General features: G+C 52.9%; 23 protein-coding genes and 2 pseudogenes. 16 read left to right on the forward strand and 9 right to left on the reverse strand.

What is annotated here, in order from left to right:
- Positions 1-148: 148 nt before the first annotated feature.
- Positions 149-2,587 (forward strand): membrane-bound PQQ-dependent dehydrogenase, glucose/quinate/shikimate family, encoded by a 2,439-nt coding sequence (locus F8N82_RS14640; protein WP_080764773.1) that lies wholly within the window; start codon positions 149-151, stop codon positions 2,585-2,587.
- Between the two features lie 74 nt (positions 2,588-2,661).
- Here F8N82_RS14640 and F8N82_RS14645 read toward each other — a convergent pair whose 3' ends face one another.
- The 3 genes from F8N82_RS14645 to F8N82_RS14655 form a co-directional block, all read right to left on the reverse strand.
- Positions 2,662-2,967, reverse strand: a complete 306-nt coding sequence (locus F8N82_RS14645) for a DUF2513 domain-containing protein (protein ID WP_038996007.1) — start codon at positions 2,965-2,967, stop codon at positions 2,662-2,664.
- 50 nt (positions 2,968-3,017) lie between these two features.
- Positions 3,018-3,635 (reverse strand): hypothetical protein, encoded by a 618-nt coding sequence (locus F8N82_RS14650; RefSeq protein ID WP_038996008.1) that lies wholly within the window; start codon positions 3,633-3,635, stop codon positions 3,018-3,020.
- Between the two features lie 103 nt (positions 3,636-3,738).
- Positions 3,739-3,921, reverse strand: coding sequence for a hypothetical protein (locus F8N82_RS14655; RefSeq protein WP_038996010.1), 183 nt, complete (start codon positions 3,919-3,921; stop codon positions 3,739-3,741).
- 73 nt (positions 3,922-3,994) lie between these two features.
- On the opposite strand from F8N82_RS14655, the gene F8N82_RS14660 reads away from it, so the two are divergent.
- Together F8N82_RS14660 and F8N82_RS27610 are read left to right on the forward strand one after the other, a co-directional pair.
- Positions 3,995-4,621 carry a histidine phosphatase family protein gene (locus F8N82_RS14660; RefSeq protein WP_038996011.1) on the forward strand — a complete coding sequence of 209 codons (627 nt, stop codon included), beginning with the start codon at positions 3,995-3,997 and terminating at the stop codon, positions 4,619-4,621.
- A gap of 492 nt (positions 4,622-5,113) precedes the next feature.
- Entirely contained in the window at positions 5,114-5,293 is a 180-nt protein-coding gene (locus F8N82_RS27610) for a hypothetical protein (protein WP_157771867.1), read from the forward strand.
- Here the strand turns inward: F8N82_RS27610 and F8N82_RS27615 are convergent.
- Together F8N82_RS27615 and F8N82_RS14670 are read right to left on the reverse strand one after the other, a co-directional pair.
- A pseudogene (locus F8N82_RS27615) lies at positions 5,243-5,380 on the reverse strand (hypothetical protein); the annotation flags it as partial. The gene F8N82_RS27610 and the pseudogene F8N82_RS27615 sit on opposite strands and share 51 nt — an antisense overlap.
- Before the next feature lie 300 nt (positions 5,381-5,680).
- Positions 5,681-6,001 carry a hypothetical protein gene (locus F8N82_RS14670; protein ID WP_224793834.1) on the reverse strand — a complete coding sequence of 107 codons (321 nt, stop codon included), beginning with the start codon at positions 5,999-6,001 and terminating at the stop codon, positions 5,681-5,683.
- 218 nt (positions 6,002-6,219) lie between these two features.
- Between F8N82_RS14670 and F8N82_RS14675 the strand changes: the two are divergent.
- From F8N82_RS14675 to F8N82_RS14690, 4 genes and pseudogenes are all read left to right on the forward strand, one after another.
- A pseudogene (locus F8N82_RS14675) lies at positions 6,220-6,357 on the forward strand (integrase); the annotation flags it as partial.
- 724 nt (positions 6,358-7,081) lie between these two features.
- The gene (locus tag F8N82_RS14680; RefSeq protein WP_150776996.1) at positions 7,082-7,453 is read left to right on the forward strand and encodes a hypothetical protein; all 372 of its coding nucleotides are present in this window, start codon (positions 7,082-7,084) and stop codon (positions 7,451-7,453) included.
- A 508-nt stretch (positions 7,454-7,961) separates the two neighbouring features.
- Complete coding sequence (locus tag F8N82_RS14685) at positions 7,962-8,582, forward strand: pentapeptide repeat-containing protein (protein ID WP_150776995.1); 621 nt, start codon at positions 7,962-7,964, stop codon at positions 8,580-8,582.
- Positions 8,583-8,841: 259 nt separating this feature from the next.
- Positions 8,842-9,141 carry a hypothetical protein gene (locus F8N82_RS14690; RefSeq protein ID WP_425328535.1) on the forward strand — a complete coding sequence of 100 codons (300 nt, stop codon included), beginning with the start codon at positions 8,842-8,844 and terminating at the stop codon, positions 9,139-9,141.
- Here F8N82_RS14690 and F8N82_RS14695 read toward each other — a convergent pair.
- The 3 genes from F8N82_RS14695 to F8N82_RS14705 all read right to left on the reverse strand — a co-directional run bounded on the left by F8N82_RS14695 (position 9,134) and on the right by F8N82_RS14705 (position 11,111).
- A protein-coding gene (locus F8N82_RS14695) for an IS3 family transposase (protein WP_338918746.1) occupies positions 9,134-10,296 on the reverse strand; the annotation gives its coding sequence in 2 pieces (ribosomal slippage) (positions 9,134-10,041 and positions 10,041-10,296; 1,164 coding nt in all). The genes F8N82_RS14690 and F8N82_RS14695 overlap by 8 nt on opposite strands.
- A gap of 257 nt (positions 10,297-10,553) precedes the next feature.
- Complete coding sequence (locus tag F8N82_RS14700) at positions 10,554-10,748, reverse strand: hypothetical protein (protein WP_224793864.1); 195 nt, start codon at positions 10,746-10,748, stop codon at positions 10,554-10,556.
- Positions 10,749-10,853: 105 nt separating this feature from the next.
- Positions 10,854-11,111: a hypothetical protein gene (locus tag F8N82_RS14705; protein ID WP_224793863.1), complete on the reverse strand. Its 258-nt coding sequence runs from the start codon at positions 11,109-11,111 to the stop codon at positions 10,854-10,856.
- Between F8N82_RS14705 and F8N82_RS14710 the strand changes: the two genes are divergently transcribed.
- The 3 genes from F8N82_RS14710 to F8N82_RS14720 all read left to right on the forward strand — a co-directional run bounded on the left by F8N82_RS14710 (position 11,093) and on the right by F8N82_RS14720 (position 15,345).
- Positions 11,093-12,937 (forward strand): hypothetical protein, encoded by a 1,845-nt coding sequence (locus F8N82_RS14710; protein WP_224793862.1) that lies wholly within the window; start codon positions 11,093-11,095, stop codon positions 12,935-12,937. The genes F8N82_RS14705 and F8N82_RS14710 overlap by 19 nt on opposite strands.
- Positions 12,934-13,236: an antitoxin Xre/MbcA/ParS toxin-binding domain-containing protein gene (locus F8N82_RS14715; protein ID WP_150777069.1), complete on the forward strand. Its 303-nt coding sequence runs from the start codon at positions 12,934-12,936 to the stop codon at positions 13,234-13,236. Before F8N82_RS14710 ends, F8N82_RS14715 begins: the two co-directional genes overlap by 4 nt.
- A gap of 312 nt (positions 13,237-13,548) precedes the next feature.
- Positions 13,549-15,345, forward strand: a complete 1,797-nt coding sequence (locus F8N82_RS14720; protein WP_150777068.1) for a reverse transcriptase domain-containing protein — start codon at positions 13,549-13,551, stop codon at positions 15,343-15,345.
- Between the two features lie 181 nt (positions 15,346-15,526).
- Here the strand turns inward: F8N82_RS14720 and F8N82_RS14725 are convergent, their stop codons facing one another.
- Entirely contained in the window at positions 15,527-16,156 is a 630-nt protein-coding gene (locus F8N82_RS14725; protein ID WP_224793861.1) for a restriction endonuclease, read from the reverse strand.
- 304 nt (positions 16,157-16,460) lie between these two features.
- Here F8N82_RS14725 and F8N82_RS14730 point away from each other — a divergent pair, with 304 nt between their 5' ends.
- The 6 genes from F8N82_RS14730 (at position 16,461) to F8N82_RS14755 (ending at position 24,094) form a co-directional block, all read left to right on the forward strand.
- Positions 16,461-17,654, forward strand: coding sequence for an ABC-three component system protein (locus F8N82_RS14730; protein ID WP_338918754.1), 1,194 nt, complete (start codon positions 16,461-16,463; stop codon positions 17,652-17,654).
- Positions 17,651-18,157 carry a three component ABC system middle component gene (locus F8N82_RS14735; protein ID WP_150777065.1) on the forward strand — a complete coding sequence of 169 codons (507 nt, stop codon included), beginning with the start codon at positions 17,651-17,653 and terminating at the stop codon, positions 18,155-18,157. Before F8N82_RS14730 ends, F8N82_RS14735 begins: the two co-directional genes overlap by 4 nt.
- A complete protein-coding gene (locus F8N82_RS14740) occupies positions 18,141-20,123 on the forward strand; it encodes a DUF3732 domain-containing protein (RefSeq protein WP_338918755.1) in 1,983 nt (660 codons plus the stop codon). The genes F8N82_RS14735 and F8N82_RS14740 overlap by 17 nt, the downstream gene beginning before the upstream one ends.
- Before the next feature lie 81 nt (positions 20,124-20,204).
- Positions 20,205-21,269 carry a hypothetical protein gene (locus F8N82_RS14745; protein WP_150777063.1) on the forward strand — a complete coding sequence of 355 codons (1,065 nt, stop codon included), beginning with the start codon at positions 20,205-20,207 and terminating at the stop codon, positions 21,267-21,269.
- 568 nt (positions 21,270-21,837) lie between these two features.
- A complete protein-coding gene (locus F8N82_RS14750) occupies positions 21,838-22,884 on the forward strand; it encodes an SMEK domain-containing protein (protein WP_150777062.1) in 1,047 nt (348 codons plus the stop codon).
- Between the two features lie 496 nt (positions 22,885-23,380).
- Positions 23,381-24,094, forward strand: coding sequence for a TetR/AcrR family transcriptional regulator (locus F8N82_RS14755; RefSeq protein ID WP_224793858.1), 714 nt, complete (start codon positions 23,381-23,383; stop codon positions 24,092-24,094).
- Positions 24,095-24,304 lie beyond the last annotated feature (210 nt).

Below are 24,304 nucleotides of genomic sequence, written 5' to 3' on the forward strand. Positions count from 1 at the left end.
GCCCCCACGCCGACTGATCACTCCCTTCCCCGCCAGCGCTTATCAGCATGACTCGCTGGTCACGATAGTTACCGCTGACAACTGAATGCCTTGATCCCTGCGCAACCTTTGCGTGCACTTTCCATTGACTAACGGAACGTATTAAAAAATGACGGATGACCATCAACCGCAAACTCGGAAGTTTGCCCTGAGCACGACCGCGAGGGTGCTGTTTTCCCTGCTTGTGCTGTTCATAGCGCTGGCAATGATTTACGGCGGATTCAAACTGGTTGCCCTGGGTGGCTCAAGTTACTACTTGATCGCGGGCCTGGCGTACTTGCTGCTGGCGGCGCTGATGTATTTGCGCAAAGGTAGTGGCATTGCCCTTTCGGCGATCATCGCCCTGGCAACCTGCGCCTGGGCGTTTTACGAAGTCGGTCAGTTCAGTTACTGGGAACTGCTGCCGCGCCTGGTGGTTCCGGCGATTATCCTGACCCTCAGCCTGTGGGTCGGCGCGACGTTCCCATCCACCTCATCAAGCACCCGACGCCTGGCCAACCGCTTCGGTTTTGCCGTGTTTGCGGCGCTGATCGCCACCTTCGTTGCGGCGTTCTATCCGCACGGTGCAATCTCCCACCCAGTCGCCGCATCGGCTGTGCCTGAGCCCAAGGAGCCCTGCTGCGCACCGGAAAACTGGGAATTCTTTGGCCGCAACGCCTCCGGCACCCGCTTTGCGCCGTTCAGCCAGATCACCCCGGCAAACGTCAAGGACCTGCAAGTTGCCTGGATCTACCGAACCGGCCGCAGGACCACCGGTGCCGGCGCCGGTGTAGACGAAAACACCCCGCTGCAGATCGGCAACGTGCTGTATTCGTGCACGCCGGAAAACCTGATCACCGCCCTGGATGGCGATAGCGGCAAGCCGATCTGGAAGTTCGATCCGCACGCCAGTAGCGCAGAGCACGTGACGTGCCGCGGCGTGGGTTATTACGACATCGATAAGGACGACAGCCTGAGCGCTGAAGTCAAAGCGTCGTACGGCGATCAGCAACAATGCCGTCAGCGTATTCTGGTGTCGTCTGTCGATGCCCGCTTGTTTGCCCTGGATGCGCACACCGGCAACCTGTGTCCGAACTTTGGCGACAACGGCTACGTCGACCTGAAAAAAGGCATGGGCCCGACCGAGAACAGCAAGCGCTATCACCCGACCTCCCTGCCTGTGGTCATGGGCCACCTCACCGTGGTCGGCGGCTGGGTGCGCGACATCGTCGCCAAAGAGCCGTCTGGCGCAGTGCGTGCCTTCGACGTGCTGAGCGGTGCGCTGGTGTGGGCCTGGGACATCGGTGCGCCTGAGAGCCAGGATACAAGCGCCAGTGACCATCAGTTCACCCTGGAAACCCCCAACGTCTGGACCATTCCGACCTACGACAAAGAACTGAACCTGGTCTACCTGCCCACCGGCAACGGCCCGCCTGACTATTGGGGTGGCGACCGTAACCAGGCCAAGGAAAAGTACGGCTCTGCCGTCGTCGCTGTCGATGCCTCGACCGGTAAAGCCAAATGGGTTTACCAGACCGTTCACCACGATGTGTGGGACTACGACCTGCCATCGCAGCCTGTGCTGTATGACATCAACAATGCCCAGGGCGAAAAAACCCCGGTGCTGATCCAGACCACCAAAACCGGCAACATCTTCGTACTCGATCGCCGCACCGGCCAGCCGGTCACTGAAGTTCAGGAGCGCCCGGTTCCCACTTCGCCAGCGGCAGAAGGCGAGCACCTGGCGCCGACTCAACCGCACTCGGTTGGCATGCCGGTGATTGGTGCCGAACCACTGACTGAAAAGTCCATGTGGGGCGTGAGCACCTTCGACCAACTCTACTGCCGGATCATGTTCAAGGACTCCGTTTACGTAGGCCCCTTCACGCCGCCGACCGAAAAACCCTACATCGAATGGCCGGGCTTGCTGGGCGGCATGAACTGGGGTGGCATCTCCATCGACGAAAACACCGGCATGATGTTCGTCAACGACATGCGCGTACCGCTGCGCATGGCGCTGGTTACCAAGGAAAACACCAGCAAGTTCAAAGTCTCGACCGATGAAGTGCCGGGCTTCATGGGCACCATTCGCCCACAGGTTGCCGGCATCTATGGCGGCGTGAAAATCGACATTCTGCAGTCGCCACTGGGCGTGCCGTGCAACACTCCGCCTTTCGGCAGCATGAGCGCCATCGACCTGAACACGCAGAAACTGGTCTGGCAGGTACCGCTGGGCACTGTCCAGGACACCGGCCCACTGGGGATCAAAACCCACCTGCCGATCCCGCTGGGCATGCCAACGCTGGGCGGCCCGACCTCGACGGCCTCCGGGCTGGTGTTCTTTGCCGGCACCCAGGACTACTACCTGCGCGCGCTCGACTCGGCCACGGGTAAAGAAGTGTGGAAAGCCCGCCTGCCGGTAGGCGCCGTGGCGGCACCATTGATCTACCAGTCGCCGGCGACCGGCAAGCAGTATGTGGTGATCTCGGCGGGGGGCATGAGTCATTCGCCTGATGTTGGCGATTACATCATTGCTTATGCGTTGCCGGAGGGTGCTGGCAAGCAATAAGCCCTGGGTTGACGCCACCTAAAAATAGTCCCCGGTTTCGGGGATTATTTTTTAAGGGCTTCAGTGATCAGCTGTCACTTGTTATCGAGGTAGTCATGCCCTGCCCAGGTGAGCATGAAGTAGTCGCTGTCCATTGCATCTTCATCTTCGCTTTCATCCTCGGCTTCCGTTTCACCCATGACCATATTCACGAAGCCTGCGTCTTCAAGCAGGTAAAGGTGATAGTCGACGGTCGCCGCCATGTCACCCTGGACCAATGAGCGAGGCAACTCGCGCTCGGCGAAGGAATACAAGTCGGAACGGAAAACCCCCGTGCCATCGCCATCGTGCTTGATAATCAGCTCAAGGATCGTCTTCGCAACGGTTTCAGATCTTTGCATGCTTGCTCCTTAATGAGAGTAACTGGTTGATTGAACCGACCCGGTGCAGATCACGCATACTCCCAGTCCCGTTCCAGATACTCAACCTCGGCGGGCAACAGCTCACGCAGCAGGGCCAGGCACTGCTCGAACATCGCCTTGTCGGGCAGGCGCAACTCGAAACCGATGGCCAGGTCGCTGATATGCGGGACCAGGATGCAACGCTTGCGGTCAATGGTCAGGTAGCGATATTGCTCCCAACCCGGGCCGTACTCATGCTTCATGCAGGCTTCGGGTGACGGCGGCACCATCTCACGGGTGAGCAGGATGTAGGCGATAAACAGCGGGGTCGCCAACAGCCACCAGGTGCCGGTAGCAACCGCCAGCCAGAGCATGACCACCGCCTCGATCACCACAACGACCACGATAGTGTTTCTGGCGGCGCGATCGGAACGCACGTACTTGCTGATCGTTATGCCGTGACGGGTAAGCTGGAACATGAGGTGAGTTCTGACGCTCACCAACAGCAACCCCAGGACGTACATCCCGGCACAGAACGCGTAGAGCCAATTGTCGCTCCCCAGCCAACTAAACATAACGGCTACCCCGAGCACGGCGAGGGTAATCACCAGGATGCTGATGCGCAGGTCCTTGGGCGCAATCAGGCGAGCCTTGATCGACCAGTTCATCAACGTTTCGGGGGGCGTAGTTGCGAGGGAATCAGATGGATCGGCCGGTTGTGGGTTTTGCACGGATATCCTTATCTTGAACAGTGATACTGTCGCCAGCCACTCACGCTGGTCGACGTCTTGACCAGAACTGGGTCGCAACCACCACAACACCGGGAATGAGCAGGCCCAGGCCGGTGTAAGCGAATGCAGGTTGTCCGGACAGGCCCACGGCGATGAAGCCGGCGCCCATGGCAATGAGTGGACCGCCGGCAAGGATGAAAGGCTTTTTGCTTGGGTTGTTCATATCAATCCTCCTTGTTGATCTGACTCCATGTTAAACCAGAGTGTCTCATGCACTTTCAAAAGACAGGTAAACAATGAAGCAAGCCAGGCTGATTCGCCACGGCGAAAGCGCTGCAAACGCAGGCGAAGCCAGTCGCGATCACGCGAGCATTCCCCTTACCCAGAAGGGACTCGAACAAGCGCAACGGGTAGCCCGTTCTTTCGCCCAGGCGCCGCAGTTGATCGTTGCCTCACCGTTCTCCCGGGCCCAGGCAACCGCCAGGGCAACAGCAACGGCCTTCCCTGCTGTGCCGTTCGAGACATGGGCGATTCAAGAGTTCACCTACCTGGAGCCAGCGCGCTGCGCGAACACAACAGTTGCGCAACGGCGGGACTGGGTCGAGGAGTATTGGGCCAGGTCAGACCCTGCGTTCCGGGATGGAGCGGGAGCGGAGTCGTTTTTGGACTTCATATGGCGGGCGAAAGCCTTTCTGGATCGACTCGCCGCGCATCCCGCCGAGGATATTGCAGTGTTTTCACATGGGCAGTTCATCAACGCCGTTGCCTGGTTGCTTGAGCGCAAGCCAGAAGACATTGATGGTAGGGCAATGACTGAGTGGCGGGAGTATGAGATTGCCAACCATGTGCCAAATTGTGGGGGGTATCAGTTGGTTTGGGATCCAGACGATGCCATGTTTCGGACACATGCCTGTACGCCCTAGTTGATCGCTGAAGACGCCGCTACTCCACGCTCTTTGCCCTGGACCGCTCACACGCCAACCTCAGCCTTTCATGAGCATCGGGCGGCATCGGCGCAGTCATCATGGCCCTGTACGTCATGCAGGCATCGGTTTCAGGCACTGGGCCGGTTGGCTGCTTCGCATCACTGAAGGCGCAGCCTGCCAATAGCGCCACTGCCAAAGCGCCGACTATCACGCGCATGTGATCCCTCCGTTGAAATGGGTGACTGTAGCGCGAGCCTGGGGGGCAGCCAAATGCAAAAAGCCCAGCGCGGGGCTGGGCTGATGCTGGACTACTTTACTAGCGATGGACAGATAGAAGAAGACGTCTCAACGGTCATTCTTTGAGGACGAACTGACCGCATTTCTCAGACCTTTGGAATTATGATCGCCTGGGGTAGTTCGAGAAATAGCAGTCGACTTTGACAGGCCACGAGTGTCATTGGAGTGGGCGATACCAGAGGTAGCGGAACCATGGCCATTATCGTCGTTCCGGTCGCTGCCGTAGCGATTGCCGCTTACTCCATGATCGCGGGTTGCCTTACCTGCATGATCACCTCCAAAGCCATCCCCCTTGCCGCCTTGGCCGCCCCGGCCTCCGCCGTGTCCGCCACCATTACCTCCACCATGGCCACCGTCTTTCGCGTAGGCTGAGCCAATGGGCGAAAACTCAGCAGGCAGCAGCGCAGTTGCCCCCAGTGCAAACGCACACGCAAAGACAGCTACAAAGGTTTTTCTCATGATTCGAACGCCTCCAGAGGCGATGGTTGATGTGCCATGTGATTCAAAATCAGAGCTAAAGTTCTGATGGGGCGACGGAATGCGTCCAGGCACTCGCGAGCCTCATTTCTCGTCCCGATGACGCAATGCAAGGCGTGCGTGTTCTCAAGGCTCTATTTTTCGACCCTCAGAAACGCAAACAGCCCTGATTAATCAGGGCCCACCCCAGCGAGGGTCACCATTGTCCATCACCTACCCAAGCGTCTGCAGCGGCATTGAAACTGCGCCTTCCCCTCCCCCGGGATAGGCCTGTATCCAACCTCAATCCCGCTTAGCTTTTTGCGTATCCTGCGCAGGACTGTAGGCCAATCGATTCTCGCTTAATCGGCGAAGAGGCGACCGCTTCATCCAAGGCAGCGCGCTATGGAAAGCAACCAGCTGTATAGCCCAGAAGACAAGGCAGAAGATCGATCCTTCGCCCTTGCTCAAAGGGAGTTCAAAAGCAATTGCCACCCCCGCGAACATGATGCTGGCAAAGAAAAAGCCGGTGGCCATGGCATTGACGAAGAAATTTAGCCTGTACCAATGATCTGGAATTAGCTCCAGTGGCCCCATGGCAATCAGAGCAATTCCGAGCGGCATGGAAAACGTGACCAATGACGCGGATGGCTCTGCGTACTGGAGGAAAACTATCCAAATCGCGAGCCCTACGAATGATGCAGTTCGTGTTTTCGTCGCCACTATTCGTGAGCCAAACGCTCTGACTGATTCCCACAGCCCCATAAGCACTCTCCGCGTTTGGGAAGCGGCGAAGGATAACACTCCTATTCAACGAGTCACGCCCCCCCGGCGAGGGCGGCATCTTTGACCGATATGAGCGGGATGTCATCCCGAAGAAGGCTGAGAAAACCCAAAAGGACAACCTGGGCGGACTACGACAGCTTCGGCCACTCTTCAATGATGCGCCGATCGATGCCATTGCCCCTGCCCTGGTTGCTCGGAGCGGTCGCGAAGCCGAGCAAATATCAATAGTTTTAGGACGCGTCCGAAAACTAATCGCCTTAAGTTATTCCCAAGCGTGTTCCCAGGGCCCTATTTTTCGACCCTCAGAAACGCAAAAAGCCCTGAATAATCAGGGCTTTGAAGATGGCGGAAGCGTAGAGATTCGAACCCTTATCCAAGGCCCTCCCCCTTTTCGGAGATCTGGGCGTTCTTGATCTCCTACCGCTTATGCCCGTTTAACCTAACAAAATCGGGCCTTTATCGCAAACATTCGATCGTCTGTTAAGCATGCATCTGACTGCACGCTTTACTTATTGCTCCCGATTAGCCTCATGCAGCCTAAGATGCACCCATTGCGGTAGCAGGGTCAGTTTAGACCGTGGTGCGAGGATTCCCAGCACACAGACATTTACCAAAAATTGTCATCAATACGGCAGTCGATTCACCCCGATATTCTCCCTACGGTTTGCCACCAACATTCCCCCGGACGACATCTGTCACCGCGCCATCATTACCAATTGGCCATATTCTGGATGCACCACCCTTAGCAGCGACCGCAAATTCGTCCGAGGACTGTCACCTTTCGAGCCCTAAGCCGCAGCGGATACCGCACACAGAGCTGGCATGAATAGTGCCATTAGGCCATCATGCGTTAGATAATCACCGCCCACCCCATAGGCCGGCTACGAGCTTTATCAAAGGACGAATAGGAGCTGATTGATGATTGGCCATATCCACGGTTTCGTAGCTTCAGACTGGATCGCAGCGAAGCGGCTTCTTATCGAACGTGCGAGACATCGCGCAAGCCAGCTGATCAGCTACAGTGACCTGGTTTGTCAGCTTCCCCTCTCCATCGAGGCCAGCGATCCACGACTGAGCTACCTACTCGACGAAATTTCCAGAGATGAGTACACGGAAGGTAGGGGCTTCCTCACCGTTTTAGTCGTGCATAAATATGGAAGCAGACCAGGTGCGGGCTTCTACGAGATGGCCAGAGGATGTGGGGCTGACTTCGACGACGAAGAGGAGTTTAACATTAGAGCCTTCAATGAAGTGACCGGATACTGGAGAAGAACTACAGCCCAATCTTGATATCAGTCTCAACTGAAAAGTCAAATTGATCTTGCATTCACATAATCTATAGGGCGATGATGAGTTTAATGGCAAAACTTCCGGATGGCACTTTAGTCCCTGCAGCACGCATTGGGACACGTGTTTACGGAACAGACCGAATTGAGCCTGAGGAAGCATTCAAGACCGGCATTCCCGTTAAAGGTCAATGTAATGATTTGCTAAAGCATATCAGGGGGCACGTTGACAGTGCATTTCGGGGAACAACTGCAAGACCAGTAATCGATCACCGCCAAGCCCAAGGTGCAGTTTACTGGGCACTTGAAGGTGGATGGGTATACGAACTTGTTGGCATGCCGGGCTGGGATGTGGAACAGCTATTGGAGGGTCGGGTGCCAGTACCTGGAGGATTTACGGACTCCCCTGTCAAAGGTGAACTAGAGTGTTCTGTTGAGTCACGCATCCCTCCTGAGCGAATTAGAGGCGCATCGAGAGTAGTTAAGGGTCGTAAATTTTTGGAGGCAGTACAGTGGATAGAGAACTCGAACTTTCGCCCGTAGAAATTCAAAGTCTACGAGACAGATGGTATTCGACAATTGGCCAGGAAATCATCAGAGAGATGATAAGCCAACTGAGGGAGAAAAGATTTGAGTGGGTCAAGTCACTTAGTCTACTTCCACCAACAAGCTCCACTACGCCTTATCCAGAAATTCTAGACGACCTTCGTGGACTGGAGATGTCCAGGCTTGACTTACGTAATGTCTCTCTATCTTTTTTTGATCTCAGCTTCTCAAAATTCGACCATTGCAACCTCAAAGGTATTAGTCTCCAAGGCTCTAAATTAAGCCACTCAGAGTTCAAAAATAGCAATTTATCAAACGCAGACATGCTGCAGATTATGGCAGATAATTCTGCCTTCATCGACTGTAAATTTATCAAGGCCATGATGCGCATGGGAGATTACCGCGCGAGCCGATTCGTCGAATGCAGCCTGATAGGTAGCATACTGTACGACTGTAATTTCTCGAAAGCCCAGTTTGAGTCAGTTGAGCTGTATAAAGCAAAGACTGATGGGGCGATATTTCCAAATGGTTTTAATATTAAAAATCACCTTCGCAATCAGCCTAGAAATGATCGTGGTTTCCCTTGACATAAAACTATTCGGGTTCATCATCGATCGCGGTGAACTTGTATTGTGCCGATAGCAGCCAGGGCGTAGCCAGGAACCGTACGACAAAGCCGTGTATGGTGTCGATGTAATGCGGGTAAGCGCCTTCCCTACCCCATGCCTGACCAAGTGCTGCTGACCAGCTGGGTAAGCTCGCCACCGAGAACGAGGCGCTGCGCAAAGACCGCGACAGCTTGCGTAAGGATCGTGACAGCCTGCTTGATTCTGGAGGACACCTTCTATGATCGCCATCGCCTACATGGCCTACCGGATCTGGAAACCGCCACCTCCCCGGCTTTACGAGCGCAAGCGCAAACGCAAAAGCGGCAAGGTCTGTATCAGCTACTACTACCTCGACAAGTCGGGCAAGGAGATCGCCCTGGGCCCAGACCTGAACGTGGCCAGGTTGAAATGGGCTGAGCTGGAAGCGAAGGATAAGCCGCGCGATCTGCTGCTCATGAAGGCAATCTTCGACCGCTATGAGCGGGACATTATCCCGAAGAAGGCGCCCCGAACTCAGAAAGATGTAGTGGTCAACTAATCCCGGACACTGCGTTAAGTTTCTCCTCGGCCACAGCGGGCGCCAGCCCGCTGTTAAATTGATGTGGCCGTTGCCAGTTGTAGCGCTGCATCAAAAACCGGCCGATATCCTGCTGTGCCAGCGTAGCGCTCATGTAGCCCACGCTCGGTACCCATTCTGTTTTCAGACTGCGAAACAACCTTTCCATCGGCGCATTGTCGTGGCAGTTTCCGCGCCGACTCATGCTCTGTGTGAAGCGATAACGCCACAGTCGCTGGCGGAAGCTTCGGCTGCCGTATTGGCTGCCTTGATCGCTGTGAAACAGCACACTCTGTGGCCGACCACGCTGTTCATAGGCCATGTCCAAGGCCTTGATCACCAAGTCGGCATCGGGCTTCGATGAAAACGCCCAGCCCACCACGCGGCGGGCGAACAGATCAATCACAGCCGCCAAATAGTGCCAGCGACCTTGAGCCCAGACATACGTGATGTCACCACACCAGACCTCATTGGGTGCCGATACGCTGAACGCTCGATCCAGCACGTTCGGAATATCCGGCCGCTCGACCGTCGCCTTTTTGTAGGCATGTGAGCCGGGTTGCTTGCTGATCAACTTCATTTCGCTCATCAGCTTGCGCACCTTGAAACGCCCGATTTCTATGCCGTCCTCGCGCATCATGAACATGATGCTTCGACTGCCTGCGGCACTGCGGCTTTGGGTGAACAATTCGTTTACACGGCTGCGTAAAACCAGCCGCTCAACGTCGGGAGTTCGCCGTTTTCGGCAGTGCGCGTAGTAGCAAGATCGGGTGACTTCAAATACCGAGCACAACAGATCAACAGGCTCTTCAGAGCGGAGCTGATCGATTAACGCGAACGCTCGTGTTCCTCGGCCATCAAGAGCGCGGTGGCCTTTTTTAATATAGTTTTTTCCCGTTCCAGCCGATTGATCCGAGCTTCCAGCTCCTGGATTTTTTGCTGCTCGGGCGTGAGCGCCTTACTGGTCGGAGTGACACCGCCTCGTTCTTGCTGGAGCTGGTTGACCCAGCGGCGCAGGGCAGACTCAACCAACCCTAGTGAGCGAGCTGCTTCGATATGGCTGTAGCCCTGATCGAGCACCAGGCTGGCGGCTTCTCGCTTGAACTCGGGCGTAAAGGTACGGCGTTGCTTGGTCATCAGACACCTCTCTGTGGCGAGCATTCTCGCCTAAATGGGTGTCCGGAATCATTAGACCACTACAAGACAACCTCGCAGAACTGCGGCAGTTGCGCCCTTTCTTCGAAGAAGCCCCAATTGATGCAATAACGCCGGCCCTGCCTGGGCAACCAGTTCATGCCATTGGTTAAAGTAAGCCTAAAGTAAGCCGCACCAAGGTGCCCCTCATGACCGGTGGTCGCACCGCCCCATGACACGCTGAGCTGGCCCCAATGCACTCAGGCTTTATTCGCCTGACGTTGCCGCTGCCGAAAGCGCTTGATGAATTCGGCGTCCACCAGCTCATCAAATGTCAGATTCAGGGCACAATTGACGAGCGAGGCCATAGCGCTGTCAGAGAGCGCAAAGCCATTGGGTATGAAGCCACACTCCCTCACTCTGTTGTCATCAAGTCGGGCCAAGAAAGCTTTCACGAAGTCCGAACGTCCTGATTTCCGGCTTTCGGTGGCAGCTGCAGTAGCCGGGTCAGTGGCGGTGACCTCAGACCTATCCGCATCGGTACCGATCGCTTGAACCACCTAGCTCAATGCCGGCCAATACTTCAGGTCGAACTGGTACTGAAGACGTTCCAGATCATCCTTCACATAACTCTCGTAGTGATAATTGTGCTCCGACGCTTCGTGCACGATATCCAGGATGCGGTAGTGCGTATTCGATCTGAAGCCGGTGTAGTTGTGGATGCTATCGCGCCGATCCAGCAAGGCGGCCAACTGGTCAGCGAGCTCGCTGATTCGTCCGCGTTGAGCCGGGTGATCGAATGGGGGCCTTTGAGGCATTGGCACTTGATCATCTAGGCGAAACGGAAAAAGCCCGCGATCGGTTGTTGAAAATTGTAGCTACAGGATCCGACGACCCACTGGCTCTGAACACCTATGCCACGATCGCCACTCGCTGCGGTTACGTCGATGACGCCGTAGAGGCGGCGGAAAGGGCTCTCGAAAATGCGAAGTCCAAAGGAGAACAGCTGGGGCTCTTGAAGTTACTGTTCTTTCTCATTCAGTTTTCCAACCCAACGAGCGACAGGCTATTTGAGCTGGCCCTGCGAGCAGGCGAACTGGTGGATCAGAGCGTAGAGAGCCAGGAAGGCACCTATTTAATGATGCACCTGAGCGGCACCCTAGGTGGACGCAGTGACATCGACCTTGCCAGGGATAGAGAGCAATTCCAAACACACGCTGATGCATTCTTCAGAAATTTCCCGAATTCCCGGATGCTGTGGAGAGGCGAAGTTCGAGAGGGCGCCTCTGGCACGGAGTTGGTTGAAAGCCTGAAAGCACTGACTGGACTGACGCCCGACAGAGAAGCGTTCCAGAAACGGTTGGAGCGCTCCCTACAGCAGGGATTAAACACCATCCCTTTCTCATGGCGCCCGCGACTGGTGCTGTCCTGCATTTCCGATATCGTGCATCTGTGGGATGTTGCCAAGGTGTCCAGCCGGGATGATCGCCAGTATCACCTGGCGATGGTCAACGATATTGGTTGGCAACCGATCGGTGCCGATGACCTGCGCAAGCGAGTGCCTTTGCTGGATTGGACAGCGCTGCTAGTCCTCAATGACTTGGGGCTCATCGACGCCGTCATCACTTTCTTCGGCCAAATTGCAGTGGCCAGAGCCACGATGGAGGAGCTTGCCGAGTTCACAAATCCTTTATTCGGAAGCCCAATGCGAAGCAAATGCCTGAGCCTGCAGAACGCCTTGAAGCCCCACCTCGCTTCGATCCTCCAACCCTCCTCTCTAGAGGAAGCAAGCGAAGCATCGTCCTCAAAAGTAATTGGGCGAAGCAACAGCGAAATGGTGGAGATATGCGCCAAAGAGCCAGAACGGTACAGGCTCTATTCTGATGACGAAGCGCTGCGCACTTTTTGTGCCGCAGGTTCCGAGGTCGATGGCTTCTGCACGCTTGACGTCCTGGCCGCCCTGACAGAGGTTGGGCAGCTCTCACTACTTGAAAAAGCGGGCAAAATTGCGCAGCTGTGCGAATGGCGGGTTGGGGTAATCGTACAGCTATCCGAGATTGTGCAGTTACTCCCTTCGGCTGCCTTTACTGCACGAACCGTACGTCAAGGCGTAGAAATCCTTGACGCAGAACCTGAGTTCATTTCAATGATCTCGGCGCTCTGGGACTACCGCGTGCCCTTTGAGAAAGCGCTGGGGCATGCAGCATCGGCGCTGCGTGTACTAGTGGAGCAGGCTCTGCTTCCTGAGATTGGACTAGCTGCGCTGATGCGACACTGGCATGTCAAAGCAGCCATGAAAAATGATGCTCCTGATCAGGCCCTTGAGACCATAGTCCTTTTGATCATCACCGCCGCGCTCATGGGTCACTTGCCGAGGGCTTGCGCCAAACGACTCTGGACGGTTTACAGGCTGTTGGTCGAGTCTCACCATGGTGACCAAATGGACGAGCGTCTTGAGAAGGTTGCCATCCGGTTGCTAGGTTCGAAATATGCTCAGTTGGAGTCCGCAGCGGCTACCGAAGGTTTGCGAATCTTTACCGAGCTCAATGAGAGTCTAACGAGGGGCACAATTGACCAGTCCGAGTTCGCCAACGCTTACACGACAGCACGAATAGCGGCGCAGAGCCCTAAATTCGGACGATGAGTGCGGGCAGCAAGCGCTGGACGCTGCGCTATGCGGCTTCAGTGTGGTCGAGGCTGGGCGCCTCGCAGGTGGCCGCGATCAACGACGGGATGACTCCAACGCACGAAAGCCCCGAATCGACGGAAACGATTGACCCCCAGCTGCTTGAAGCAGCCATTGCTGTATTCGGCGACAAGAAAAGCGCGCTGAACTGGCTACCGAAGCCCTTGCGCACCCTGGGAACGAAACGTCCTAGGGATGTCGCCATCGAGCAAGCTCTGAGTCTGATTCAGCGTATTAAGCATGGATTTGGTGCCTGAGAGAACCTTCGAGATTGGCAGATCCACACACGCAGACTACTGCCCAACCTCCAGACGGACTGAATCCAGAAGAAAAAAAATATCGCTTTTCAGCATGATTGTCTGACACCGGCCTGAAGCTTCTCCCAGTACGCGTTGACCAGCAATGCGTGCCGTGATATCAGTTTACCACCGGGCTCGGGGCACGATTTAACTTTCCACTGACTATATGCGGTGGCCACTGCAAGGGTAGCTTTGCCTGATCGCGCTATACGTTGACGTTATCGATGGCGCTGGTAGAAGAGAAAATAGCCCCGAGACCCGGTACTACGAATGGATATCGACGAAATTCTCAAGAATTTGTTTGGCCCAGGTTTTAGCAGCCTTGATGGGTTCTGCCAGTTACTAAAGGTTGATCAAAACAAACTACTGAACTTTCTTTACAAAAGGAAAGGCAGCCATTACGTAAGCTTTTCTATTTTAAAGAAAAACAAAACCCATCGCACCATCAAAGCCCCCAAACGGGTGATGAAAGCAATTCAGCATGCACTATTGCCGCATCTGGAAAATTTTTATTCCCCAAAATCTTCCAGCCATGGCTTCGTCAAGGGCAGGAACGTTAAGACAAATGCTCAGATTCACTCCAGAAAGAGATATGTATTCAACATTGACCTGAAAGATTTTTTTGAAAGTATTCACTTCGGGCGAGTCAGAAACTTATTCATGGCTCATCCATTTAATGCACCCCATAATGTTGCGACGGTCATGGCACAAATCTGTTGCAGCGATGGGAAATTAGCTCAGGGCGCCCCTACGTCACCGCTGATATCTAACATGATATGCCGCAAGCTTGACTCACAACTGCAGGCGTTAGCAAAGTCAGGCAAATGTCATTTCACCAGGTATGCTGACGACATCACATTTTCGTTTACCAGCACCGCAAAACATCTACCGAAGGATATTGTCGAAATTTCCGAGGACGGCAGAGCGATACCTGGGCGCGAGCTGGAAGAAATCATCAAATCCAATGGATTCATCATAAATCCTGAAAAAACGCGTCTTCAGCACCGAACGCAGCGACAGATGGTAACGGGGCTTGTCGTTAACGATATGCCGAACGTCACGAGAGAGTTCATCCGTTTAACGAGCTCAATGATCAACGCCCTCAAGCGCTACGGGCCTGAGCTAGCAGAAGCCAGATATTTGGAGATCCTCAAGGGCGAGAATCAGCCGCTGCAGCCTCGACAAATTCTGCGGACAAAGGACAATGCTGGCGATTTTTATATCAAGGTGGTCAAAGGTCGACTGAACTACATCCAGATGGTTCGAGGGCGAGGTGACAAGATATACCGTCGATTGGCGTACGAGTTTACAGTGGCAATAGGCAAAGAAAATACTGAGTTCAAAAAATCACCAGAAGAGATTTTAGGAAACTCGATTTTTGTCGTGAACAACATCATTGACGAAAGCCAAGGAACAGCCTTCCTTCTGGAGGGGGTCGGCATAGTGACCAACGAACACGTCGTGACCGGGGTATCCAAAACCATCGCTCGTCACTCCATTTCGTTCCACCGTGCCGGCGACCCGAAGGAATACTCCGCAGAGCTTATCCTTTCGGACAAGAAAGCAGACTTGGCTATTTTCCATCCCAATGAGGAGTTTCGAAACATACCTGCCCTGCGAAAATGTGACAAGATCATTGTTCGCCACACCGATCCGGTTCTATCTATCGGCTTTCCTAAACATCGAGACGGTACAGCACACTACATCGCAAAAGGTCATACTACTCAACGGCGTCGACAGGTTGACCTAGACCTTTGGCTGGTAGATTTCACGCTAATGGAGGGTAACAGTGGTGGCCCTATGTTCAACGACTCAATGGAAGTAATCGGCGTCACAGCCAGAGGCGCTAAAAACAATATCGACGCAGCGCTTTACGGTTTCATACCATTAGAGAGTTTGAACAACTTTACAAAAAGAGCCGACTTTCTGCTCCTAAAAAGATTGTACGACTATATGGGGAATGGAACGCTAAACCTCTTGCCCGAAATTCCCGGCAAGTGGATTTTTAGCAGCACCTATCAAACAATGCTTCATAAGGAACGCTTTCAGAAGGCTAAATCAGCTTGATGGATAACCAAGGCTCAATGGCGGCTTTGCCGCGCCCTAAGCGATGAACACCCATTCCTCCGTTTGGTCATGATGTCATCAAACTCCCTTGTCAAGAGCCCCCTAGTCCTTTTTAGGTCTAGTAGGAAACAGACTGACATCCTAAACCATCGGGAGTTGTTTTGATCTTTCGGCAAAGCATTCATTCGCCAAAAAGCTCATCCACAGTTACAAACGCAGCTCCTGTTTCAGCAGCAGCTCGCACTTTCCGCTCAATCACATCAGCAATTGGAATCCGCCGCCCAAGCGCCTTGTAGATATCCTCGCCGGACATGCAGATCACTTTTCGGCCCCGGCCAAATGCTTGTAAGCCTACAGAGGTTAAGCCCCCATAGCTGATGAACAAGCCACGGGCCCATGCGGCCTTCTGGTCGACCCTCCCGTGAAACCCATGGAGCTCATCGGCGCCGATGGGATCTCGCACCCATTTCGCTTCGACCAGGTAGGTCTCGTTCCCAAGCTGGAAGCTACCGTCTATTTGCTCACCAACCAGCCGGAACGGTGCACGCGCCTGTAATCTCGAGCTGTCGAATAAGTCCTTCAGAAAGCCTCCAAAGGCATAGCCACGGGCATGGGGAGGCAGCTCGCGAATTTCGTATAGCCGTTTTTTTAAACTGTCGTAGAGCGGCCCTTGGTCGGCAACAGCGGCAGCAGCTAGCGGGTCTTCTGCAGCAGCGCCCGCCTGACCAGGTGAACGTGCCGACTCCAAAAGCGATAGAAAACGACCTTCGGTATTGACGATGATCTCCTCAGCTTTGGTTTTCTGTCGCAACGTTTGCAGTACAAACTGAACATCCCTGCCTATCCAGTGCCGGCACCCTCTGCAGAGTGATCAAGGAAATTTAAATGGGCCAGGAGGCAGAAGAAGTGGATTTAGTATTTGGGCGCGATAAGCCCTGTATATAGATACAGCATAAAACCTATCCTATACGTTAAATGTCCAGCCTCACGCATCTCAATCCGCCCTAAAGGGTGGCTCAATGCCGCCAATGCTTGTAGATTCCTTCGCTGGCGCTGGTTCAGGCTTCGCCACCGCGCTATAGGACGCCCAGTGCGACAATCCAAGAGAAGGAATCATGGACAACACAGAAGCCAGCGCAAGCATTGCCGGATTCGGCTATCAGTTCGAGCGTGCGCTTTACAGAATCTTCCATAGCAGTCATCAGGGCGCACTCTTCGGAATCGAAACAGCAGATGATGTCGAAGAGGTAATCCCCACTGCGACGGGGACAATCTCCATCCAGGAGCAGGACAAGCTAACTCTCGCTGCCAAAAACCCGTTGCAGGACAGTAGCCGGAATTTGTGGAACACCTTCAAGAACTGGCTTGACAAGCTTGAGCAGTCACAGTGGAACCATCAAGAGCTCCTGTTCCTCCTTGTCACTAATGGTTCGGTTAGCCAAGGAAGCCTGGCTCATAGACTTTCAACCGCCTCGAGCCCAGAAAGTGTGGCCGCAGCAATCTCTCACCTGCGTGCCCAGGCGCTGACAATGACAGGTGCTGTCGCAGAGATCGCTGCCAAGGTGACGGCGTTCGATGACGAATCCTTAGCTTACGTTATCACCCGTTTCGAGTTGATTCACAGGCTGGAGTCAGACTCTATTACAGAGGCGATGTATACCGCCCTGCAGTTCCCAGACGGTCTGGATGATCACAAGAAGATCATTCTCGATAGCCTATCAGGTCACCTGTTCAACGCAGCGCTTGACTCGTGGCGGCGTAAACAACCGTTTTGGACAACCTCCCAGCCTTACTTCAACCTTAAGCAGATTTTGTTCGACAAATTCTTGAGCGAAGCATGGACTCCAAGGAAGCTCGAGGACACTGGTTACCAAGCACTGGTTGAGCTCAACCGCGAGCTTCAATTGCCATTTATCGCTCAGCTCAAATCGCTCGGAATCATGGAGCGATCCATTGAAAAGGAGCTGGGCCATTACTGGGGCGGGTATGCAGAGCGCTCGAGATTGTTGCTCAAAGGGAAGATTCTCCCTGAGCACTTTGACGATCTGGAGGAAATGCTGCGTGACCGCTGGGATAACCTCCGAGAAGTCCATTCAAACTATGCGGAGATCCCATTCGAGGACTTCTCCAAGGCTGACCATAAGAAGATCTATCTAGCGACCATTTCGCCAGAGAGTTTCAAAATCGAGCTAGGTCGGCTCAAATCGAATCATCGTTACCTGTACCTGGGTACATACCACCATCAGGTAAACGACGACGGCACCAACCATCCAGTCCATTGGCACCCAACGACAGGTGAGCAGCCTTGAACCGGCCCTATTTGGACAGATACGTCGTCCACAACAGTTCGCTCTCATGCTTTTTGCTGACGCTGTTTGTACAGCAGTACGAGCTTGAGGCATCAGAGCACCCACTCGATCTCTTGAAGCTGAAGCTCGTACTCCCGCTTGCTTGGGACGAGGCCTCGCGAGTGGCCCTATGTAGCCGCAATGCCAGATCGAAACTGGACGCCATTCTCCGTGAGTCACCCGAGCTGAAGGTTGACTTGGTGCAGCGTGTAGCTTCTCGAGCAGCAGTCACCGTCCAGGGCTTGAACCTGGCCGTTTCCACGAAACTCCTAGCGGTTACACCTCGTGAAAATGACCTCCCCGTCTTTAACAACCTAATCGCCCGCTGGCCCAAAGGCACCAAGTCAGCCCTTCCCAAGGAGATGGTGTCGACGATTAACCGCCTAGCCAACTGGTATGCCGGTGTCGACACGCCAACCCTCATCAAGCTTTTCTTCGGGATCCCCAATGAAATTTCACATTGACTCAGTAATTCTCTGGCCCAGAAACCAGAACAATGAGATCCAAGAGATCCCATTCGAAAAGTCAAAGATCAACATCATTCACGGCCTCAGCCGCACCGGTAAATCGTCCATCTTGCACGTGATTGACTACGCCTTAGGCTCCTCTAAATGCCAGATCCCTATTGGCGTTATCAGGGATAAGGTCATGTGGTTCGGCCTCAAGGTAACGCTTCGAGGGGAGACGTGGCTCATCGCTCGGAAAGGGCCTAAAGACGGCACCCCATCCAACGATTATTACTTTGAGCCATTCACGGGGATGCTCCCAGAAATCGTGCCTACCAAGACGACCAGGGCGATCTTCAAGGACAAGTTCAACAACCTTACCCGGGTGAGTGACCTACCACATTCAGACGCCGAGAAACCGAGCCCCCTTGATGGCCGCACATCCTTCAGGGACTTGGCAGCGTTCAACTTTCTCCCACAACACATCGTGGCGAACCCCAACACGCTTTTCTTCAAGGCTGACACCTGGACACACCGTGAAAAGCTCATTCGAGCCATGCCCTATGCACTGGGCATCGTAGACGCGCAGTACGTCATGAATGAGCGTCGACGTGATGAGGCGTCGAAGGAACTTGAAAGCCTCAAGAAAGAGCTCACTGTCGTTGAGAAATCCAAAGCTCACTGGAAAACCGAAGTCGACCGCACGCTGGACAAATGTATCGAGATAGGGCTGCTCGATGCGGACATCCCGGACATCCTTGACTCAAAGATTCTCAAACTCAGGTCGGTGGTGCAGGCCTACAAGGATAGGCGCCTAGAGCAGACACTGGTCGAACCAAAGCGCCTGCATATCAACGAGCGGTTCGACGCTGCAGTAGCAAAGGAAACTGAGCAGCAGCGTGTTGTCGATGATCTCGGCGAAGAAATCAGTGGTTACAGCAGCCTCGCGGAGAACGGCCAACGGTTTGTAAAAGCTGTAAACCAGGAAAGGGCCCACGTCGTTGGCTTGAACTGGCTGAAACAGAGCTTCGAACCTGAAGGTCAGTGCGTAGCCTGCGGATCCACTTCAGAATCCTTGGGATTAGTGATCAGCAATTTGGAGAAAAAGGTCAACCAGATCACGCGAGTCGCCGATATCCTTGAGCAGAACCCTGCATTTGACAACAAGATCTCGACCTTAAAGCGAAAGCTTGCTGCAGAAGAAAAGAAGCTGCATGGCATCCGCGCAGAGAAGAACGCGATCCTGGCAGAGGATGAGAAGCTTCGGAATGCCGTTGGCGAAATTTACTACCTTGCCGGGACAATCTCTGAAGTCCTCAAAAAAATCGGTCAGACATCTGCGGATGAAGCCATCACTGAACGCATGAAGGCCGTTACCGCCAAGATCCAAGATCTCGACAGGTTGATGAGCAGAACAAATCGCCAAGATCGCGAACAGCTGGTCGATCAGAAGGTGGGCGAGCTCATCGAGCACTATGCCGACACCTTTGGCAATCTGGAGGGAGCAACCAACTCTGTACTCAAGCTGGATCGCAAGGAACTGACCATTCGTTTCGACAAGGACTTCAAGCAGTTCGATTACCTGTGGGAGGTAGGAAGCGGCGCCAACTGGATGGGATACCACATTGCCGCATTCCTAGGCATCCACGAGTACCTGCTGGAAGAAGAGAATCAACATCTACCGCCGCTGAGCTTCCTTGTGATCGACCAGCCCAGCCAAGTCTACTTCCCGAGCAGCGATCAAGGCGCCAACGCGTTGGACTCCGACATTGCCACGCTCCGAGAACATCGGACTGAGGACTTGATCGCAACTCGACGGATTTTTGAGGTTCTTGGCGAAGCCATAAAACGGACAAAGGCCAACCTCCAGATCATCGTGCTCGAGCATGCCGGCAAGGACATCTGGAGCGGGATCCCCCACACCCACTCCGCTGCATCCTGGAGCAAGAAAGGCGATGGTCTGATTCCGTCAAACTGGCTGTAGACATATGAAATCAGATTATGAAGAAGGCACCTAGCCTTCTTCCTTAAATCAGCCAAAAACTTCAACCAAGAACACGCCTCAATGAACCTGAAAGAGCTAAAAAAAAAGTACACAGATCTCGATACCCAAACTGACCAAGCCGGGATCCCCATCAACTGCTTCTTATTCCACCTTGATGAAACATTTTCACAAAGTGGCGAGAGATTATTAACCGATTATCTAAAAAGCTTCTCTAATGTCACAAAGTGGATAATTTCATCGGACTATGTCATCGGTGCCCAAAAAAAACCTAACGACACCGTAGTTTTTTCAGTCATCCCATACATTTCCGACCTAGACGACATTAAATCAACAATTGATAGAATGGCGCCCGCCGACATTAAAAAAACCCGCGAGGTTGGAGGTAGATTCTTAGACTTTTTGTGCAATGGGCCAATCTTTAACATCTGCATTAAGCTTGATAAAAATCGAAAGCTCCATCATGACGAACGCGCATACCACGATGCAAAAATTAAAGCAACAATCGCTCAGCTTGAGCTTTGGTGCACCAACACCCCAGAGGAAAAATCAACATACGTGAAATCAATAAAACAATTTAAAGCCGCACAGAAACTCATCAACTCTGCCGGTGTTAACTTTAAAATGTTTAGAGACATCGAAGTCATTTCAACGCTTGCGGCCTATATAATGGCAAAGACAACATCACTGCATACCACCGAAGTAATCGGCTGGTTTTCTGACAGAGATGCAATGCTAAACTTCAAATCTGATAAAATCGGAAACTACCTTTTCACTTGCACTGAACACCTTCACCACACCCTAACTCTAAATACTGGAAATGAATATCATGGCAAACTAATATTTGGTATTCCTGAAAAGGAAGGAGAAATGTGGTACGACTCACTCATTAGAATACCTGACTTGCTCGCTGGCACGCTAGCTGACTACGACTACAAGGAGAACAAGCTTACACATGAAAAATACATACCAATTGTTGAGCAACTATTTACAGCAGAGAAAAGAAATATTTTCTTCCGTGTAGACTTTACACCTTTCCCTGAATCTGCTCGATTAACCTGGCACACTCAGTCAGATATTTCGAAAAACCTCAAGCACTCCAGAAAAACACTGAACCCATTTAAATAAATGGGCCATAACATCTCTTCCAACTTACAAGATTATTGTTATGTCGCCATGAAATATGCGAGGAATGCTATCGGGCGCATTGCCCAAGGATACCGGTGTCTCAAGGCTATCAACAGACACGATTCAAAAAATAAACGCGCCTCGGGCACCGTCTAGCCCCTTAAAACTATTTAAACAAGCGATCTATATCTGTAGTTTTTAAACCCCATAAGTAGACTAGATTGCGAGCCTCTGCCGATGCCGCCTCCAACACCGCTCGGACTCTGAGGAACAGTTTCACATAGAAATCCAAAGCTCTCTCCATCACATGTACGGTGATCTGCAAGGCGACTAAGCAGAACATGCGTTGACCCTCCATCAATTGGGCTTCCCCACTGCATGGAACTGATACCCGGTAATTCCTGAGATGAACAGTATGCTCCAAGTCCCCTATTCTGGTTCGAGAACACTTGCCTAGACTGTCCTGCACGAAGACATGGGGCGTTAACCTCACGCCAAGTAGCGCAACACCATTTATCTTGAACTTAACCTTTGATACCATCTTCGACCGACTAATGGAGCAATCGCAATGCTAACAAATCGGGGTCGCAATCTAGAACTTATAACTAGTTCTCTATCCTCTTATACACACCATATAAATTTGCAAGCACAAAGAAACCTGCTTGATGAAGCAAAAGGTGCCGAAGATTCTTTACTTGACATAGTGAACCTTGCCTACAATTACAAATTCAAAAACTTAAATCATATTGACGAAAACTTTCCAGGCATCGACTGGCAGGAAGGAAGCAATGGTATAGGACTCCAAGTAACCACAACCAGAACTTGGAAGAAAATCACCACCACAATCGACACACTGATACGAAATAAAGTCCCAAGCGCCAAGGAAATTTGGTTTCTCTTTATATCCGCAACAAGATACACTCCGAAGCAAAACGACTACAACGGATATACAGTTAAAATAATCGCAATTCCTGACCTATTAAAGACTATATCTTCTTTGGAGGACGTGGAGATTTCAAATCTCGCCAAAATAGTCAACTTAAAACTAGGCGCATGGATCCCACAAATACACGCAGTACAAGCCAGCAGCTATGCATACAACTCCTACTCAACACCATCAAAAGAACCATCAGTCTTTATCAGCTATCACAATCTCTGGGACAGCCTTGGTGATCAGACGATAGTCGGCAAAACGATTCTAAAGCAAATAGAGCAGTTCGCTACACATTACTCGCAACTACCCCTAATAGCCCGAAGAGTAATTGCAAAAACCATCCAGCGCGCCACTCCACCGAGATGGCTGAATTGGAAAATAGAAATAAACCTGCAGGAGCTAGAGCTTTATCTTTCTGATGACGAGCGCTCTTCCTTCGACAACATTATCACGCTACTTAAAAGCAAGGATCTTGGCCATCTGAGTGAAAAAAACCACAAACTTATGGAATACGGAGAAGAGCCCCACATAACATACGACAACTACCTAGCATTGAGCTGGCGCATGAGCGAACCTGATTACGACATGTTCACAGCACTCAGATCTTACTATTTAGCGCATTTTAGCGAGCAGCAACTATTTCACGCATTTGAATTTTCTGATTTCAGCGAAATATGCTGAACCACTTCAACACAAGATCTTTAATAGTTTTAATCCAGAAACTCTAACCATAATTTCCTGTACTGATGACTCTCACTGATAGTAGAAGGCTAAAAGCAAGCGGAGCGCGCAGGCCACGATGGCCGAAGAGGTGAGAATGGAAGCCCGAAGGGCCAAGCCCAGTTTCAACTGGGCTTGGTTCACGGCAGCCGTACCGGGAGGTGCAGATGGAGCAGTGTCGTGTTCAAGGGGGCTATCGGGATCTGGTCTGGAAGCTGATGTCCTCGGTAGAGACCGCCGGCGGCAGGGTTCTGGGCGCTTCGTCCCGCAAGTCGTGCTGCACCTCTTAGTTGATACGGGCTTTTGCGCTTGGGCTGATGTTTGGTATCTGACGGCTACGCAGACCAAACTCAAGCGGGGACAACTAAATTTGCCCGCCCTCCCTCCTAAACGTAAGATCACCGCCTTTCAATGCGGTGGCCACACACCGTACAGCCCCTCCCCCGCCTCGCATACCATGACGTCCTTCCCTACAACTCATCCCTCCCTGGCCGTAAAGATTATCGAAGTAACAGCTCAGCTGATTGCTGAGGAAGGTATGGAAGCCGCGACCATGCGGAACATCGCCAAGCAGGCCAAGATCCTCCCCCCTCAGATCTACAGTCATGTGGGGAAAATCGATGAGCTATATGACGCGGCAGCGCTCTACCTTTGGCAAACCAGGCCTGTACCTGCAGAGGAACCAGAAGACCCGATCAGCGGGCTATACCATGTAATCGAGGGACTGGTCGTATTCGGCCTGACCCACCCTGGCCTCTACCTCCACATCAGCAAGCCACGCGATACCAACGTCTCAGGTCTGTGGGGGATTCAGGTTGACGAATTGAAGTCCTGTATCAGAGAAGTAGCCAAAGCGGGTCTGTTGCACGTCGGCGAAAAACAGGCCTTTGAGTTCATCCACCCTTTTTGCGTTGGGATGATATTCAGTTGTTTGCATCAGACAAGCCGTCCTACGCACGTAAGCTGGCTCGTAAGACAGGCAGTGAAACCTCTCCTGAAAAAGGGAGCCATGCGTACTTCGCAGGGGGCAGACACCGTGAAGTCCGATCCAGGTCGTAAAACCCCCAATCTTGCGTCCGAACTGAAAGCCAATCTCGGCGAAGTAACAGTACTGAGCATGGCGGAGACACACCTGTTGAGAGAATGGTTGGAGCGGATAGCCTCTTCCTGAGGCTCCGCGCAGGAACATCTGCCATAGCCACACCCGCAGGCACATCAAGGCTCCACGACGATTCACTCCCTATAGGCCTCACTCCGCCAACTGCATGCTTGGCAAGCTTAGAAAACAGTTCTGCAGTTCACGGGACTCACAACCTCACAGAGCGGCTCGAGACCCCACAGATCAAACCTGGGAGAGCATCTCCGCCACTACTGATCGTCG

This window comes from Pseudomonas fluorescens (genome assembly GCF_902497775.2).
Lineage (GTDB): Bacteria > Pseudomonadota > Gammaproteobacteria > Pseudomonadales > Pseudomonadaceae > Aquipseudomonas > Aquipseudomonas putida_F.